This is a genomic window from Peribacillus tepidiphilus, assembly GCF_009466385.1.
GTDB lineage: Bacteria > Bacillota > Bacilli > Bacillales > DSM-1321 > Bacillus_BN > Bacillus_BN tepidiphilus.
This window is the reverse complement of sequence record NZ_WIAQ01000044.1, coordinates 1-14812: the sequence shown is the minus strand read 5'-3', so window position 1 is coordinate 14812 and position 14812 is coordinate 1. Positions and strand designations below refer to the sequence as shown.

The 14812-nt window shown below is 37.3% G+C and carries 14 protein-coding genes, 1 tRNA gene, 1 rRNA gene, 1 other RNA gene, 1 pseudogene and 1 other annotated feature; of the genes and pseudogenes, 4 read left to right on the top strand and 14 right to left on the bottom strand.

Translation table 11 applies throughout. The features are described 5' to 3' along the window. Window positions 1-709 precede the first annotated feature (709 nt). The 7 genes from GD441_RS15880 to tadA form a co-directional block, all read right to left on the bottom strand. Window positions 710-961 (bottom strand): pro-sigmaK processing inhibitor BofA family protein, encoded by a 252-nt coding sequence (locus tag GD441_RS15880; protein ID WP_420849719.1) that lies wholly within the window; start codon window positions 959-961, stop codon window positions 710-712. A gap of 81 nt (window positions 962-1042) precedes the next feature. Next, window positions 1043-1264 (bottom strand): YaaL family protein, encoded by a 222-nt coding sequence (locus GD441_RS15875; RefSeq protein WP_153127403.1) that lies wholly within the window; start codon window positions 1262-1264, stop codon window positions 1043-1045. A gap of 22 nt (window positions 1265-1286) precedes the next feature. After that, a complete protein-coding gene (gene recR / locus GD441_RS15870) occupies window positions 1287-1883 on the bottom strand; it encodes a recombination mediator RecR (RefSeq protein ID WP_153127402.1) in 597 nt (198 codons plus the stop codon). Between the two features lie 12 nt (window positions 1884-1895). Further along, complete coding sequence (locus GD441_RS15865; protein ID WP_153127405.1) at window positions 1896-2216, bottom strand: YbaB/EbfC family nucleoid-associated protein; 321 nt, start codon at window positions 2214-2216, stop codon at window positions 1896-1898. A 19-nt stretch (window positions 2217-2235) separates the two neighbouring features. Beyond that, a complete protein-coding gene (dnaX, locus tag GD441_RS15860) occupies window positions 2236-3915 on the bottom strand; it encodes a DNA polymerase III subunit gamma/tau (protein ID WP_153127401.1) in 1680 nt (559 codons plus the stop codon). 132 nt (window positions 3916-4047) lie between these two features. Beyond that, window positions 4048-4312: signal recognition particle sRNA large type (ffs, locus tag GD441_RS15855), an RNA gene on the bottom strand. Between the two features lie 78 nt (window positions 4313-4390). After that, window positions 4391-4912, bottom strand: coding sequence for a tRNA adenosine(34) deaminase TadA (tadA, locus tag GD441_RS15850; RefSeq protein ID WP_153127400.1), 522 nt, complete (start codon window positions 4910-4912; stop codon window positions 4391-4393). Window positions 4913-4986: 74 nt separating this feature from the next. Here tadA and GD441_RS15845 point away from each other — a divergent pair. The 3 genes and pseudogenes from GD441_RS15845 to GD441_RS15835 form a co-directional block, all read left to right on the top strand. Continuing rightward, a pseudogene (locus tag GD441_RS15845) lies at window positions 4987-5281 on the top strand (cysteine hydrolase family protein); the annotation flags it as partial. A 150-nt stretch (window positions 5282-5431) separates the two neighbouring features. Beyond that, window positions 5432-6073 carry a deoxynucleoside kinase gene (locus tag GD441_RS15840; RefSeq protein ID WP_153127399.1) on the top strand — a complete coding sequence of 214 codons (642 nt, stop codon included), beginning with the start codon at window positions 5432-5434 and terminating at the stop codon, window positions 6071-6073. Further along, window positions 6070-6747 (top strand): deoxynucleoside kinase, encoded by a 678-nt coding sequence (locus GD441_RS15835; protein ID WP_153127398.1) that lies wholly within the window; start codon window positions 6070-6072, stop codon window positions 6745-6747. Before GD441_RS15840 ends, GD441_RS15835 begins: the two co-directional genes overlap by 4 nt. Before the next feature lie 207 nt (window positions 6748-6954). Here GD441_RS15835 and GD441_RS15830 read toward each other — a convergent pair. From GD441_RS15830 to guaB, 6 genes are all read right to left on the bottom strand, one after another. Beyond that, a tRNA-Ser gene (locus GD441_RS15830) sits at window positions 6955-7047 on the bottom strand. Window positions 7048-7151: 104 nt separating this feature from the next. Next, a complete protein-coding gene (gene serS, locus GD441_RS15825; RefSeq protein ID WP_153127397.1) occupies window positions 7152-8432 on the bottom strand; it encodes a serine--tRNA ligase in 1281 nt (426 codons plus the stop codon). A 52-nt stretch (window positions 8433-8484) separates the two neighbouring features. Further along, window positions 8485-8709 (bottom strand) — a binding site (T-box leader). Window positions 8710-8761: 52 nt separating this feature from the next. Beyond that, entirely contained in the window at window positions 8762-9352 is a 591-nt protein-coding gene (pdxT, locus tag GD441_RS15820; protein ID WP_153127396.1) for a pyridoxal 5'-phosphate synthase glutaminase subunit PdxT, read from the bottom strand. 11 nt (window positions 9353-9363) lie between these two features. Further along, window positions 9364-10245 carry a pyridoxal 5'-phosphate synthase lyase subunit PdxS gene (gene pdxS, locus GD441_RS15815; protein WP_153127395.1) on the bottom strand — a complete coding sequence of 294 codons (882 nt, stop codon included), beginning with the start codon at window positions 10243-10245 and terminating at the stop codon, window positions 9364-9366. A gap of 127 nt (window positions 10246-10372) precedes the next feature. Then, the gene (locus GD441_RS15810; protein ID WP_153127394.1) at window positions 10373-11695 is read right to left on the bottom strand and encodes a serine hydrolase; all 1323 of its coding nucleotides are present in this window, start codon (window positions 11693-11695) and stop codon (window positions 10373-10375) included. A 148-nt stretch (window positions 11696-11843) separates the two neighbouring features. Then, complete coding sequence (gene guaB / locus GD441_RS15805; protein ID WP_153127393.1) at window positions 11844-13310, bottom strand: IMP dehydrogenase; 1467 nt, start codon at window positions 13308-13310, stop codon at window positions 11844-11846. A 112-nt stretch (window positions 13311-13422) separates the two neighbouring features. On the opposite strand from guaB, the gene GD441_RS15800 reads away from it, so the two are divergent. Continuing rightward, complete coding sequence (locus GD441_RS15800) at window positions 13423-14400, top strand: YaaC family protein (protein WP_153127392.1); 978 nt, start codon at window positions 13423-13425, stop codon at window positions 14398-14400. Between the two features lie 250 nt (window positions 14401-14650). Here GD441_RS15800 and rrf read toward each other — a convergent pair. Continuing rightward, window positions 14651-14766: ribosomal RNA gene (gene rrf, locus GD441_RS15795) — 5S ribosomal RNA — on the bottom strand. Between the last annotated feature and the right edge of the window lie 46 nt (window positions 14767-14812).

The window sequence follows — 14812 nt, the reverse complement described above, 5'->3', positions numbered from 1 at the left end:
CCTGAGCCAGGATCAAACTCTCCAAAAAGTTTTATAAGCGTCGAATCTCTTCGTCAGCTTTGCTCGCTCACGTCCTCATTTATCAATAATAAACTCCGGCGTTCGCTCACTTTGCTTCCTCGACCTTCTCGCTTCTAAAACTTTTTTCGCTTTAAAAGAGAGAACATCCGATTCTCAACTTCATCCTTTTCGAGCTTGATTTGCTCATAAATTGTGTTGCTTAAAAGCAACTAGAATTAACGTTGACGTATTGTTTTGTTTAGTTTTCAAAGTGCATTTTTATTTCCATCGCCCAGAAGCGACTTTATTAATTTATCATTACCACCGGATGTTTGTCAATACTTTTTTTAAAAAGTTTTACATCCAATTTATTTATATATCGCATTACTTATTTCAGCGACGTAAAGTATATTAACAGATAAAAAATATATATGTCAATATAATTTAATCATTTTTTCTTCCCTATAATAAAAACCCGGTATCCCGGGCTAGATTGTATACAAAGTTTATAGGAAAGTATATTCAGACTGATTGAAAACGTAGTGCTGTCTCAAGTATCATGTTACACGCATGCTTGACGTAAGATACTTAGGAAACTACCTCGAGGATGAAAACTAGCTAGGCGCTGTAGCTAGACAGGGTTCATACCGATGAATTCTGTCGTTTGACAAGCAATCTGAACCGGTATCCTGGATTTCTAATTCAGCCTTTATATAACCCAATATTGTATTGCCGCTAGTGCAAAAACTCCAGGTATACCAAGAAATCCTGCTATTGTTGCTGTACCAAGATTGATGGGTACATGCAATCCTAAGCTGTTACCAAAGGCGTTTAAAAAGAATAAAAAGATTGCTCCAATAATTAACTTAACGATCGCTCCACCAATCCATCTAACTGGTTTTACAGGAGTACCTAAAAATAGTAGCAATATGATCAGACTGGTTATTACAATGATAATCACTATTGGCTCCAGAAAAAAATCCCCTTTCTACATAGCTTGTACTAACAAACTATGAAAAAAAGAGGGGATTAAGAACTTGGATTAAAATGTTTTTATTCTGATCTTTCTTTTTTTTGCTTCTTTAAATAGATAAAAATACTTTGCTTCAGCTATTTTCGCATGAATGATAATATCGTCAGATGGATCCAGGCTTTTTTCTAAAAGCGCTTTTTGGTTTAACCAGCTATTCTTATTATGTTCTAGTTGCTCCAATAATTTATGGTCATATTTTTTTCGTAGCCAGCCTTTTTTTCGAAAAAACACCAAGAACCCTCCTATTAATGCCTCAAATCTCTCGTCTTCCTTCAAGCGCTTTTGATAAAGTTACTTCATCCGCATATTCAAGATCCCCACCAACCGGTAGACCATGGGCAATTCTCGTCACTTTTATACCAGAAGGTTTAAGCAACCTTGATATATACATGGCAGTCGCTTCTCCTTCAATATTCGGATTTGTGGCAAGAATCACTTCAACAATTGTATCATCCTGAAGTCTTTTCAAAAGATTAGGAATGTTGATATCCTCCGGACCGATTCCGTCCATTGGTGAAATACTGCCATGCAATACATGATAAAGACCGTTATATTCTCTCATTTTTTCCATAGCAATAACATCTTTCGGGTCTTGAACAACACAAACAACATCCCTGTTTCTTCTAGGATCTTCACATATATAACATGGATCCTGATCCGTTATATGTCCACAAACCGAACAGTATGTTAGATTTCTTTTTGCATTAACTAGCGCCTTTGCAAAATCTAACACCGTATCTTCTTTCATTCCTAATACAAAAAAAGCAAGCCGGGCAGCCGTTTTTGGGCCAATACCCGGCAATTTCATAAAGCTGTCAATTAACTTTGATATAGGCTCTGGATAGTGCATAAAAAACGCCTCCTAGAACATGCCAGGAAGATTTAAGCCCTTTGTGAATTGTCCCATTGTTTGATTCACCAGTTCATCTGCTTTCTTTAAAGCATCATTTGTTGCTGCAAGTACTAAATCCTGCAGCATTTCAATATCATCAGGATCTACAACCTCAGGCTTAATGTTTACTTCAAGGACTTCCTTGTGACCAGACACTGTGACAGTGACCATACCACCGCCTGCAGTCCCTTCAATTCTTTTTTCTCCTAGCTCTTCTTGAGCTTCAGCCATTTTCTTTTGCATTTTTTGCATTTGCTTCATCATATTTTGCATATTGCCCATTCCACGCATCATAATCTTATTCCTCCTGTTAATCTTTGATTTCTAATAATTCATCGCCCACTAACTTACGTGCTTCTGCAATAAGAGGGTCCTCTTCGATCTCTTCATATCGACCTTCAGGATTTTGTGTTGCTAAAAAACCTTCCCGAATTTCCTTCCACTGGTTTTCTGGTACTCCTTCCATAGAATAAGGGGTACCGCAAATTTTTTCCATAATAGACGAAATAGTTTGAAGAAAACGTGTATTTTCCATGGCCATTTGACAGTGGATTTCGTACTTGAATTTTAACACAAAAGCATCTGCAGAAGCAGCAACTGGTTCTGATTCATTTAAAAGTGCTGCAGCTGATTTCATATTTTGACTAGCTAACATCTCAAGCATTTGTCCCCAATGGTTTTTTACTTTATTTAAATCCTGCTTAGTGGCATTTTTTAATATATTATGAACTTTACCAACTGGAACCTTATAACTCTTTTTAGCAGCAGCTTTTGGTTTTATATCAGGTTTAGCAGTAGATGAAACAGTTATCCCTTGCGATTTTAGCACTTGTAGCTCTTTTTCTAAAGAGGCTACTTTCTGTCTCAACTCATTAACAGTTTCCTCAGAGATACTGCTGGACGTTTCAGTATGACAAAGCTTAACAAGCGCCACTTCAAGAAAAATTCTTGGATGGTTCGTCCATTTCATTTCTTGCTGAGTACTATTTAAACCTTCTATTAAATCATATATTAAATGAGAAGGATAAGCTTTTGCTAATTCAGCAAATTCCGGATCAACAATCACTCGTTCAAAAGAATAAGATAAATTAGGTGAGACTTGATATAAGAGCATATCCCGGAAATAAAAAATCATATCCTCAATTAAACGTACCGGGTCTTTCCCAATCGCAAGCAGCTCTTTTAATATTTGAAGAGCGCTGGAAACATCTTTTTCATATATAGCCCTTGCTAAATTCGTTAAAAAAGATTGACCAACAGAACCAGTAACCGTAAGCGCATCTTCAACTGAAACACTCTCATTAGAGCTAAAAGAAATTGCTTGGTCAAGAAGGCTTAAAGCATCACGCATCCCGCCTTCTGCTGCTCGTGCAATAATTTGAAGAGCTTGATGATCGCACTTTATCTCTGTTTGATTTAATATTGTCTCCATCCGCCCGATTATATCTTCAGGTTGGATTCTCTTAAAATCAAAACGCTGACAACGAGAAATAATGGTTAATGGGATCTTGTGGGGCTCTGTTGTTGCCAAAATAAAAATAACATGCTTTGGAGGCTCCTCTAATGTTTTTAATAACGCATTAAAGGCGCCAATCGAAAGCATATGTACTTCGTCAACAATATATACTTTATATTTGACAGAGTTAGGTGCGTATTTCACTTTATCCCGTATATCCCGGATTTCTTCTACCCCATTATTAGAAGCAGCGTCAATTTCAATGACATCCGGTACCGATCCATCCGTAATGCCTCTACAAGCCGCACATTCATTACAAGGCTCTTTTACCGGCGCGTTTTCACAGTTCACAGCTTTTGCCAAAATTTTGGCCGCACTCGTTTTTCCTGTTCCACGAGGGCCCGAAAAAAGATAGGCGTGGGAAATTTTTTGTTGTATTAATGCATTTTGCAATGTCTTTGTTACATGCTCTTGGCCTACGACATCGGAGAATTGTTGTGGTCTCCATACCCTGTATAATGCCTGATATCCCACTGGCTTGCCCCCTTTTTATCCTAATCCCTATTATTATACCTTATTGGAATTGATATTTTCAAAATAGACTACCATTTCGAGCAATAAAAAAACACCCGTACATACGGATGTTTATGTTATGTAAAATAACTGCCGTGCACCTTCTGTCGATTAACACCCATAAGCGTAACCCAAGCAGTTAGCTCGATCCAGGCAACCCTGCGGCACATGAGAGCTTCCACTTAATGCTGCTTCCTTCCGGACCTGACATGGTTCATGGATTCCCATTGCGCAGGACCCGGACGTCAACACCACTTACTTGGGGCAGACCCTACAGTATGTTAACCTTGAGAAGGAATTCAGTCCCGCTAGAGCGGATTGCGGGTACAGGGCACCGCTACCTCCCCACCTAGCACGGCAAATTTGCTACCTAATTTGTTTAGCGTCTTATTGACGCATATATAAGTATACTAACATTTTTATAAAAAAGCAATGCTTATCCCCTGTTAATTCCTGTATCCGTCTCCATTTCCACTGTTCGCTTCCTTCTTTTTTCCTCTTTTTTTCGATTTCTTATTTCCCGAAAAAACTCTGAAAGTAGTTGACCGCACTCTTCTTCTTTTATTCCACTTATTACCTCACATTGATGATTAAATCTTTCATCTGTCAATAAATTCATCAGAGTTCCGGCACAGCCTGCTTTTGGATCAGCCGCACCATACACCACTTTTTTAATTCTAGATAGTATAATTGCGCCTGCACACATCGGACATGGCTCTAATGTGACATATAGTTCAGCATCTTCAAGTCTCCATGTCCCTAGCTTCTTACAAGCTTGCTGAATAGCAAGAACCTCGGCATGAGCGATTGCGTTTTGATTATTTTCTCTTAAATTATGTGCAGCCGCTATGATCTCACCGTTCAAAACAATTACCGCTCCAATCGGTACTTCCATTTTATCTCTTGCTTTCTTTGCTTCTTCAATCGCATAAATCATATAACTTTGTTCATGATTCATCTTATTTACCCCTAACTTCTCTCATGACTAAACCGTTAAAACTTATACACAATAAAAGGGAGCTTACATTCATACTCATTGAAAAAATGATACCAGAAGATGACGACTTTTTCTTGATTAAACCCAAGCATTCGGCTTTTTATGGAACTTTACCATCTTGGAGCAAAAAATTTGATTTTAACCGGAATCGCAGGCAATATATGCGTATTAAATTCGACAAATGATGCTTACATGAGAGAATATTAACTCTATTGTCCAGAAGATTGTATTGCTTCTGCTGATCCCCAGGATAACACTTATGCCTTAAAGATGATGGCCCATGTTTTAAAAGCGAATACGAACGAAAGCACCCATATCAAATTGCAGTAACTTCCTTCAATTAAGGGATCCTTATAGGATTTCTTCCCTTTTCTATATTTTTACACCTCTAAACACTCTGCAAGTTCCTACGACTATGATACAATAACATTTGGTTTGTAAAGAATAACCCTCAATACTACCGGGAGGCCTATGGATAGAATGAAACAAACGCCATTTATTACTGTCGAAGGGCCGATTGGAGTTGGAAAAACAACCTTATCAAAAGCCATTGCCGAACACTTTCAGTTTCATTTACTAAGAGAAATTGTTGATGAAAATCCTTTTTTAGGAAAATTTTATGAAAACATTGAAGAGTGGAGTTTTCAAACAGAAATGTTTTTCCTCTGCAATCGATATAAGCAGCTTGAAGATATTGAAACAAAATATCTCTCAAATCAAATGCCCGTTGTAGCTGATTATCACATATTCAAAAATTTGATTTTCGCTCAAAGAACTTTAAAAAAGAAACAATACGAAAAATACTTAAAGATCTTTAAGATTCTAACGCAGGATATGCCAGTTCCAAATATGGTTATTTATCTCCATGCGAATCTTGATACTCTACTTCAAAGAATCCAAAAAAGAGGTCGAGAAATTGAAAAGAATATCAGTCCTCTTTATCTAGAGCAGCTTTCCCTTGACTACCATCAGTTCATGCATGAATTCAAGGTACAGCATCCAGAAATCCCAGTCCTACAATTTAGCGGGGACGAATTAGATTTTGTCAAAAATGAACATGACTTAAAAGTCATTCTCAAAGAAATTGAAGACCAGCTTCAAAAAGGAGTTAATCAAACATGAATTTGCGTAATAAATATGATATCCCGAAAAATGCAGTGATAACAATTGCAGGCACAGTAGGGGTAGGTAAATCAACAATGACCAACGCTCTGGCTAAAGCGTTACATTTCAGAACATCCTTTGAAAAAGTGGATACAAATCCTTACTTGGATAAATTTTATAAGGATTTTTCAAGATGGAGCTTCCATTTACAAATATATTTTTTAGCAGAACGCTTTAAAGAGCAAAAAAGGATATTCGAATACGGAGGCGGCTTTATTCAAGACCGTTCGATCTACGAAGATACAGGCATATTTGCAAGAATGCACTATGAAAAAGGAACAATGAGCAAGACGGATTATGAAACCTATACAAGCTTGTTTGAAGCGATGGTCATGACTCCTTATTTTCCACATCCCGATTTATTAATTTATCTCGAAGGCTCATTGGAGGATATCCTAAAAAGAATTCAAGAACGTGGTAGACCAATGGAGCAGCAAACACCAGTCGAATATTGGGAAGAAATGCATAATAGATACGAAAACTGGATTAACCATTTCAATGCTTGCCCAGTCCTCCGATTGAACATTAGCGATTATGATTTAATGGAAGATGAAAACTCTATTGAACCAATTGTAGAACGTATCTCTCAATTTTTAAAATACACTCAAAAACTAAGAACAGCTAGTAATTAAGAAAAGCGCCAGCTTCTTGGATCAATGAATTTTCTAACAAGGAGCTGGCGCTAAATTTTTCTTATTCTTAATAAAAAATTCACCAGCTCAAAGGCTGGTGATTTTTTAGGAGTATTTTTAGTAATGACAAATGAAAAATTCGTTACAAAATATGCAACGAATTTCAATCTCCAATATTTATGCGCTAGGTTTGTGTGATAAGTAAAATGGCGGAGGAAGAGGGATTCGAACCCCCGCGGGCTGTTACACCCCTGTCGGTTTTCAAGACCGATCCCTTCAGCCAGACTTGGGTATTCCTCCGTATCGACAATAGATAATATAACATGATTAAAATACTGTGTCAACAAAAAAATTATTTTTTTAAAGAGAGCCGAATAAAAAGGGCCACGGCTCTCTTTCAGTTTTTATTTTGCCTTAATAACTGTTTTCCCGCCCATATATGGTCGAAGAACTTCAGGAATCACGACGCTGCCGTCCTCCTGCTGATAATTTTCTAAAATAGCTGATACCGTACGTCCAATTGCTAATCCAGAACCATTTAAGGTATGAACATGTTCAGGCTTCGCTTTTGGATCTCTACGGAAACGGATATTCGCACGTCTTGCTTGGAAGGCCTCAAAATTACTGCAAGAAGAAATTTCACGGTACGTTCCATAGCTTGGCAGCCAAACTTCAATATCATACTTTTTAGCTGCAGTAAAGCCAAGATCCGCTGTACACATGCTCAATACACGATAAGGAAGCCCTAAAAGCTGAAGTACTTTTTCTGCATGACCTGTTAATTTCTCAAGTTCTTCATAAGAATCTTCCGGTTTAACAAACTTCACAAGTTCAACTTTATTAAATTGATGCTGACGAATTAAACCGCGAGTGTCACGACCTGCAGATCCTGCTTCAGAACGGAAGCAAGCACTGTAGGCTGCATAATTAATTGGAAGATCTTCTGCATTTAATATCTCGTCTCTATGAAGGTTTGTAACAGGTACCTCAGCTGTTGGAATTAAAAAGTAATCTTCACTTTCAATACGGAAAGCATCTTCCTCAAATTTAGGAAGCTGACCTGTTCCTGTCATACTGGCACGATTGACTAAATAAGGTGGTAAAACTTCTTCATACCCATGCTCTTCAATGTGCAAATCTAACATAAAATTAATTAACGCACGCTCTAAACGGGCTCCTAACCCTTTGTAGAATACAAAACGGCTTCCTGTAACCTTTGCCGCTCTTTCAAAATCTAAAATACCAAGTCCATCAGCAAGATCCCAGTGAGGCTTTGGTTCAAAGGTAAACTGAGGAATTTCTCCCCATTTTCTCACTTCAACATTATCATCCTCAGATTCACCAATAGGGACGCTTTCATGTGGGATGTTTGGAATAGATAACATCAAATTCTCCAAGTTTTCTTCTACCACTCGAAGCTCATCATCCAGAGTTTTAATTCGATCGCCCACCTCGCGCATTTCTTTAATCAAGTGTTCTGCATTTTGTTTTTCACGCTTCATAATCGCAATTTGCTGAGACACTTCATTACGTCTGCTCTTCAACTGCTCAGATTCCATAATTAATTCTCGACGTCTCTCGTCTAAATCCTCAAATTTACCAAGATCCGTCAAGTCTTCTCCACGGTATTGTAATACTTTTTTTACTTCTTCAAAATTAGCACGCAAATATTTTAAATCTAGCATACCAATGTCCTCCTTCTATAATACAAATAAATAAAAAACTCCCATCCCTATTAAAAGGGACGAGAGTTACCCGCGTTGCCACCCTAGTTAAAAGCAGACAAATCCTGCTTTTCACTTTAAAAGATAACGGCCTTTACCGAGAGTATTTACTGACCAAGACGGCGTTCCATACTCTTGCTCCAGGACGGATTCACAAGTTTCTGACATCGGTTTCCACCAGCCACCGACTCTCTTAAAGACAGAAGATCTTGCTACTACTTCCTATCAATGCTTTAACAGATTAATTTTGAATATCAATTTACTATATATTTCTCCAGTATGCAACTACTTTATACAATCTTTTCTTTTTTTGCTTCTTTAACCATATCAATAAACAATTGCATAAAGCGATGATCATCTGTTAATTCGGGATGAAATGAACAACCGAGGAATTGGCCTTCTCTAGCGGCCACAATTCTGCCATTATGTTCACACAACACTTCTACACCTTCACCCGCCTCAACAATATGAGGAGCACGAATAAAAACACCAGTAAATGGCTGATCCATCCCTTTAATGTTTAAATCTGCTTCAAAGCTATCCCGTTGTCTTCCAAAAGAGTTTCTTTCAACTTTTACGTTTAATAAACCTAAATGAGGCTCCTTATAGCCTACAATTTCTTTTGCTAAAAGAATAAGTCCCGCACATGTTCCAAACATCGGCTTGCCTTGCTTTGCAAATTTCTTAAGTGGGGCCATAAAACCATACTGATCAATGAGTTTTCTCATTGTCGTACTTTCTCCACCAGGCAATATTAAACCGTCTACTTGTTCAAGCTCTTCTTTCTTTTTAATGACAACCGCTTCGGCTCCACAGGCTTTGATGGATTCTACATGCTCGCGTACAGCTCCCTGTAAACCTAATACACCTATTTTCAGCATAATTGTACCTCTTACCAGCCTCTGTCTTGCATTCTTTGTGTTGGAGCTAATGTAGAAATTTCAATACCTTTCATAGCTGAGCCTAAGCCTTTAGATAAATGTGCAATTAACTCATAATCTTGATAGTGAGTTGTTGCTTCAACAATTGCTTTTGCGAATTTTGCAGGATTTTCAGATTTAAAAATACCGGATCCAACGAATACACCATCGGCACCTAATTGCATCATAAGTGCTGCATCAGCTGGTGTAGCAACTCCGCCGGCTGCAAAATTTACAACAGGAAGCTTTCCAAGCTTTTTAATTTCCAATAGAACTTCGTAAGGAGCCCCTAATAGCTTTGCTTCTGTCATTAACTCATCTTCACTCATGCTGACAACCTTACGAACTTGAGCATTTACTTTTCTCATGTGGCGAACCGCTTCCACGATATTTCCTGTGCCGGGCTCACCCTTTGTACGAAGCATGGAAGCACCTTCTCCAATACGACGTGCTGCTTCACCAAGGTCACGGCAGCCGCAAACAAACGGAACAGTAAATTCTCTTTTATTTAAATGAAATTCCTCATCTGCAGGCGTTAAAACTTCACTTTCGTCAATGTAGTCTACACCCATTGCCTCAAGAACGCGTGCTTCAACTATATGCCCAATACGAGCTTTAGCCATTACCGGAATGGAAACAGCCTTCATAACTTCTTCGACAATCGTAGGATCAGCCATTCTTGCCACTCCACCAGCAGCACGAATATCAGAAGGCACACGCTCAAGAGCCATAACAGCTACAGCACCTGCTTCTTCCGCAATTTTTGCTTGCTCAGCATTCACAACGTCCATAATGACGCCGCCTTTTTGCATTTCAGCCATACCCCGTTTTACACGGTCTGTACCTAAGTTCATTTCTTTTCCCCCTAGTTGGTCTATTTCTTTAAAACCTATAAAAAAAGTAGGAATACCTTTTTAAACCTTAACTTGAAAGTAAACAAAAAACCCTAATCTGTCAAGACAGAAAAGGGTTCCAACTATATTAAAACCAACCTTTTACCGTAGATGAAACGCTCCCCCAAACATCGCCGAAAAAGCCTCCAATCGCTCTCATGGAAAGAACAAACCAGTTTGCTTTTTCCACCTCTTCGGCTGCTACGAGGTCCACACTTGCAAGTTTTTCTCCTTCTTTCGTTAAATAGCCATAATCTTCATCTGTAGATTTCATCGTAATATAACCGATTTTTTCTCCCTTTTTAATAGGAGCGGTCAACTCACCTTTACTATTCAGCTTACTCTTATCAATGACAACAACCGGTTTATATTTTTCTTTTTGTCCGTTCTCAATCACCAATTCTATTGCTTCTTTTGTTACCAGCTTGACTTCTTTTTCTTTACCTTTTGTAACAGGTAATATACCTTCTTTCTTAGGAGAATAGTTAGCTGGAAGAAGCTCTTCTTTTCCGAAGTTACTAAAAGCAAAGTCTAATATCTTAATCGTGTCTGTAAAACGATCATTTTTAGAAGGAGATTTCATAACAACAGAAATGAAACGCTGACCATTTCTCTCTGCAGTTGCAGTAAAACAGTAGCCTGCAAAATCAGTTGAACCTGTTTTTAATCCATCTACACCTTCATATTGAAAGATTAACCCTGGAAGCATCCAGTTAAAGTTCGGATATTCACGACCGTCCCTGAATTTTAATTTAGGAACTTTGGAGAATTCTAGTACTTCTGGAAAATCATTAATCAATCGAAATGCCAAAGTAGCTGTATCACGAGCAGTCATGACATTCTCTTCATCAGGTTGTCCAGCAGGATGATTTCCCATTAAGTTCTTGTTATTTAAACCGCTAGCATTAACGAATTTGTAATCCTTTAATCCTAATTCACTGGCTTTTTTGTTCATTAGATCAACAAAGTTTTTCTCGCTGCCTGCAACTAACTCTGCTAAAGCAACTGTAGCTGCATTTCCTGAGAAAATCGCCATCGCTTCATATAATTCCTTAACCGTATAATCTTCTCCTTGAGTTAAACCCACATTAGATAAATCTGGAGCAGCTGATAATTTATGAACATATTCATTAATTTTTACTTTTTGATCCCAGCTAATTTTACCTTTTTTAATTGCTTCTAAAACGATGTATTCTGTCATCATTTTAGACATGCTAGCCACACCAAGTACAGTGTCAGCATTTTTTTCATATAATATTTTTCCTGTTTTTGCATCAAGTAAAATAGCTGCTTCAGCCTTTATACCTAAACGATCACTTTCCGCACGAGCAGAAGAAGCAATGGTAAATTGACTAGTAACAAGTGCAACAACCAGAGTAAAAATCAGTGAAATTTTGCTGATTTTTTTCAACTTTCTATACCTCCAACCTATTTTTCTATCTTTATATAATGAAGATTCCTCTTCTTTTTTGCATACCTTGTTTAGTTTATCACAAAAATGATAAAAAAAATAGACAGAGAAAAGTCACCCTGTCTACCAATTATTTAGGAAAATAGCATTAAGATAAAGAATAATTTGGTGCTTCTTTTGTGATCTGTACATCATGCGGATGACTTTCTCTTAAGCCAGCGCCTGTCATTCTTACAAATTGTGTATTTTCTCTCAACTCTTCTAAATTTTTGGTTCCACAATAGCCCATTCCAGCTCGAATACCACCAATTAACTGATAAATAGTATCTGCTAAAGGTCCTTTGTAAGGAAGACGACCTTCAATACCTTCCGGAACAAATTTTTTGTTGTCTTCTTGGAAATAACGGTCTTTTGATCCCTTTTCCATTGCCCCGACAGATCCCATTCCACGATAAACTTTAAATCTTCTTCCTTGATAGATTTCGGTTTCTCCCGGACTCTCTGATACACCTGCTAGTAGGCTGCCAAGCATTACAGCATGCCCGCCTGCTGCAAGAGCTTTTACAATATCTCCGGAGTATTTTATTCCGCCGTCTGCGATAATTGTTTTACCATATTTTTTCGCTTCCGTTGCACAATCATAAATCGCAGTAATTTGTGGAACACCAACACCAGCTACTACCCTTGTCGTACAAATAGATCCAGGGCCGATGCCTACTTTTACAATATCTGCACCTGCTTCAATTAAATCTCTTGTAGCTTCAGCAGTAGCAACATTTCCCGCGATAATGTTTAGGGTAGGATACGCGCTGCGAATTTGCTTTACTGTATCTAGAACTCCTTTAGAATGTCCGTGAGCCGTATCTACAACAATAACATCTACATTTGCTTTTACAAGCATTTCAACACGCTTCATCGTATCTTTCGTTACACCGACAGCTGCTCCAACAAGTAAACGTCCATGCTGATCTTTCGCAGAATTCGGAAATTCAATGACTTTTTCAATATCCTTGATTGTGATGAGTCCTTTTAAAACCCCTTCATCATCAACTAAAGGTAGCTTTTCAATTTTATACTTTTGAAGAATTTTTTCTGCCTCCTCAAGTGTTGTTCCAACAGGAGCAGTCACTAGGTTGTCTTTCGTCATAACTTCGGAAATTTTAATAGAGTAATCTTGAATGAACCGTAAGTCACGATTTGTAATGATTCCAACCAGCTTTTGTTCTTCATTGTTGTTTACTATAGGAACACCAGATATACGATATTTCCCCATTAAGTGCTCAGCATCAAAAACTTGATGATCCGGTGTTAAAAAGAAAGGATCCGTAATAACTCCACTTTCAGATCTTTTTACTTTATCTACTTGTTCAGCTTGCTGCTCAATGGACATATTTTTATGAATAATTCCAAGACCACCTTGACGAGCCATTGAAATCGCCATTTCTGCTTCCGTGACAGTGTCCATGCCAGCACTTATAATTGGAATATTTAATTTCAAGGTATCAGTTAATGAAACTTGAATCGAAACATCCTTGGGTAAAACTTCTGATTTTGCAGGTATTAACAATACATCATCAAAGGTTAAGCCTTCTTTTACAAATTTATTTTCCCACATTTTTTACCCTCCTGCTTTACAAAAATATTATTTGTAGGTTATCAATTGGACAAAATACTGTCAAGAAAGAATTGAAATGTTTGATTTTTCTATTAATTTGGAGGTTTTGCTGATGTTCTATTTACCAAATATATGGGACCAATTTTCTATATTTTATTCAACTCCATCTTCACAATCTTTTTTAAAAAAAGCCTATATCAAAAGAAATATTCAAGATGCAGAGATAAAGAGCTTTGATAATTGTTATACCTTTATTTATTATCTCGAACAGGCGAAGACCTATTATGAACAATCGAAAATTTCACCAATATCCATCCAGCCAATATTACTTTTTTACGGATTTGTACACCTATTAAAAGCTTGCGTTTTGACAATAAATCCAGATTACCCTGAGTCAACAGCCATTCTTGCACATGGTGTTTCTACAAGAAAAAGAAAAAAACAACACTATGAATTCCTTAAAGATGAAATTAAAATTCAGAAAAATGGACTCTTCACACATATGGCCGAAAAAATGTTCCACATGAAACATTTAGAAGGGGAAAGAATTACGATGAGTGACCTGATGGGCCAAGTACCAGAAATTAACTCAGTATTTCGCTTCTTAACCTCATCCAACCACTGGATCCCTATTTCTAAAAATGGAATAGATCATAATCTTGATCATAAAGTACTTGATTTATTTCATATGTCAATGGAACGATTCAGTACTTTTTTAGAGGAGAAAATAAATGTTAATATCTCCTCTTTGAAGAATTCAGATAATACTCTATCTTTTCAAACTGGGAAGAAAATATCTTATCACCATTCTGGACCCATCAAATATAATCTTTTAACTCAGCAATTCTACCTTTCATTAAACAAAAGCAGTAACTGCTTTACCTATCCAGAATTGTTAATACACTATCTCTTACTTTACAATTTAAGCATGATTGCCCGTTACGAAATAGAGTGGTGGTACGACGTACTAAAAAATATGGCGAGCAACGATTATCCATTTATCCAACAGTTTTTAACTCACTCAATCCATAAAGGACCTTATCTTATTTATACATGGCTACATGAACAATTTGATGATTTGAATTTTTAAAGGAAGCTTGAAGAAACAGTTTAAATATCAAAACTACTGAAGCATGACTAGAACGAAATACAATAAAAAAAGAGACATAAGGAGGATTTTCAAGGGGAATTTATAATTATCCGAAAAAATGTACTTTTTACAATTATTTTTATCCGATAAACTACCTAACAACTTTATAGAGCTTTTGAATCATTATACAAGGATCATCCCTTTTAAATCATACAAAAAAAAGACCAGCCTTATCAGCTGATCTTCTCTTGCCCGGCAACGTCCTACTCTCACAGGGGGAAACCCCCAACTACCATCGGCGCTGAAGAGCTTAACTTCCGTGTTCGGTATGGGAACGGGTGTGACCTCTTCGCCATCGTCACCGAGCCTACTTTATATTAAGGAATAATTCATTCCTTCAAAACTAGATAAC

Bases quoted from the DNA above. Each gene is read 5' to 3' on its own strand.
- recR (WP_153127402.1), bottom strand. From the start codon at position 1,883: ATGCACTATCCAGAGCCTATATCAAAGTTAATTGACAGCTTTATGAAA.
- GD441_RS15865 (WP_153127405.1), bottom strand. From the start codon at position 2,216: ATGCGTGGAATGGGCAATATGCAAAATATGATGAAGCAAATGCAAAAA.
- tadA (WP_153127400.1), bottom strand. From the start codon at position 4,912: ATGAATCATGAACAAAGTTATATGATTTATGCGATTGAAGAAGCAAAG.
- GD441_RS15840 (WP_153127399.1), top strand. From the start codon at position 5,432: ATGAAACAAACGCCATTTATTACTGTCGAAGGGCCGATTGGAGTTGGA.
- GD441_RS15835 (WP_153127398.1), top strand. From the start codon at position 6,070: ATGAATTTGCGTAATAAATATGATATCCCGAAAAATGCAGTGATAACA.
- serS (WP_153127397.1), bottom strand. From the start codon at position 8,432: ATGCTAGATTTAAAATATTTGCGTGCTAATTTTGAAGAAGTAAAAAAA.
- pdxT (WP_153127396.1), bottom strand. From the start codon at position 9,352: ATGCTGAAAATAGGTGTATTAGGTTTACAGGGAGCTGTACGCGAGCAT.
- pdxS (WP_153127395.1), bottom strand. From the start codon at position 10,245: ATGAACTTAGGTACAGACCGTGTAAAACGGGGTATGGCTGAAATGCAA.
- guaB (WP_153127393.1), bottom strand. From the start codon at position 13,310: ATGTGGGAAAATAAATTTGTAAAAGAAGGCTTAACCTTTGATGATGTA.
- GD441_RS15800 (WP_153127392.1), top strand. From the start codon at position 13,423: ATGTTCTATTTACCAAATATATGGGACCAATTTTCTATATTTTATTCA.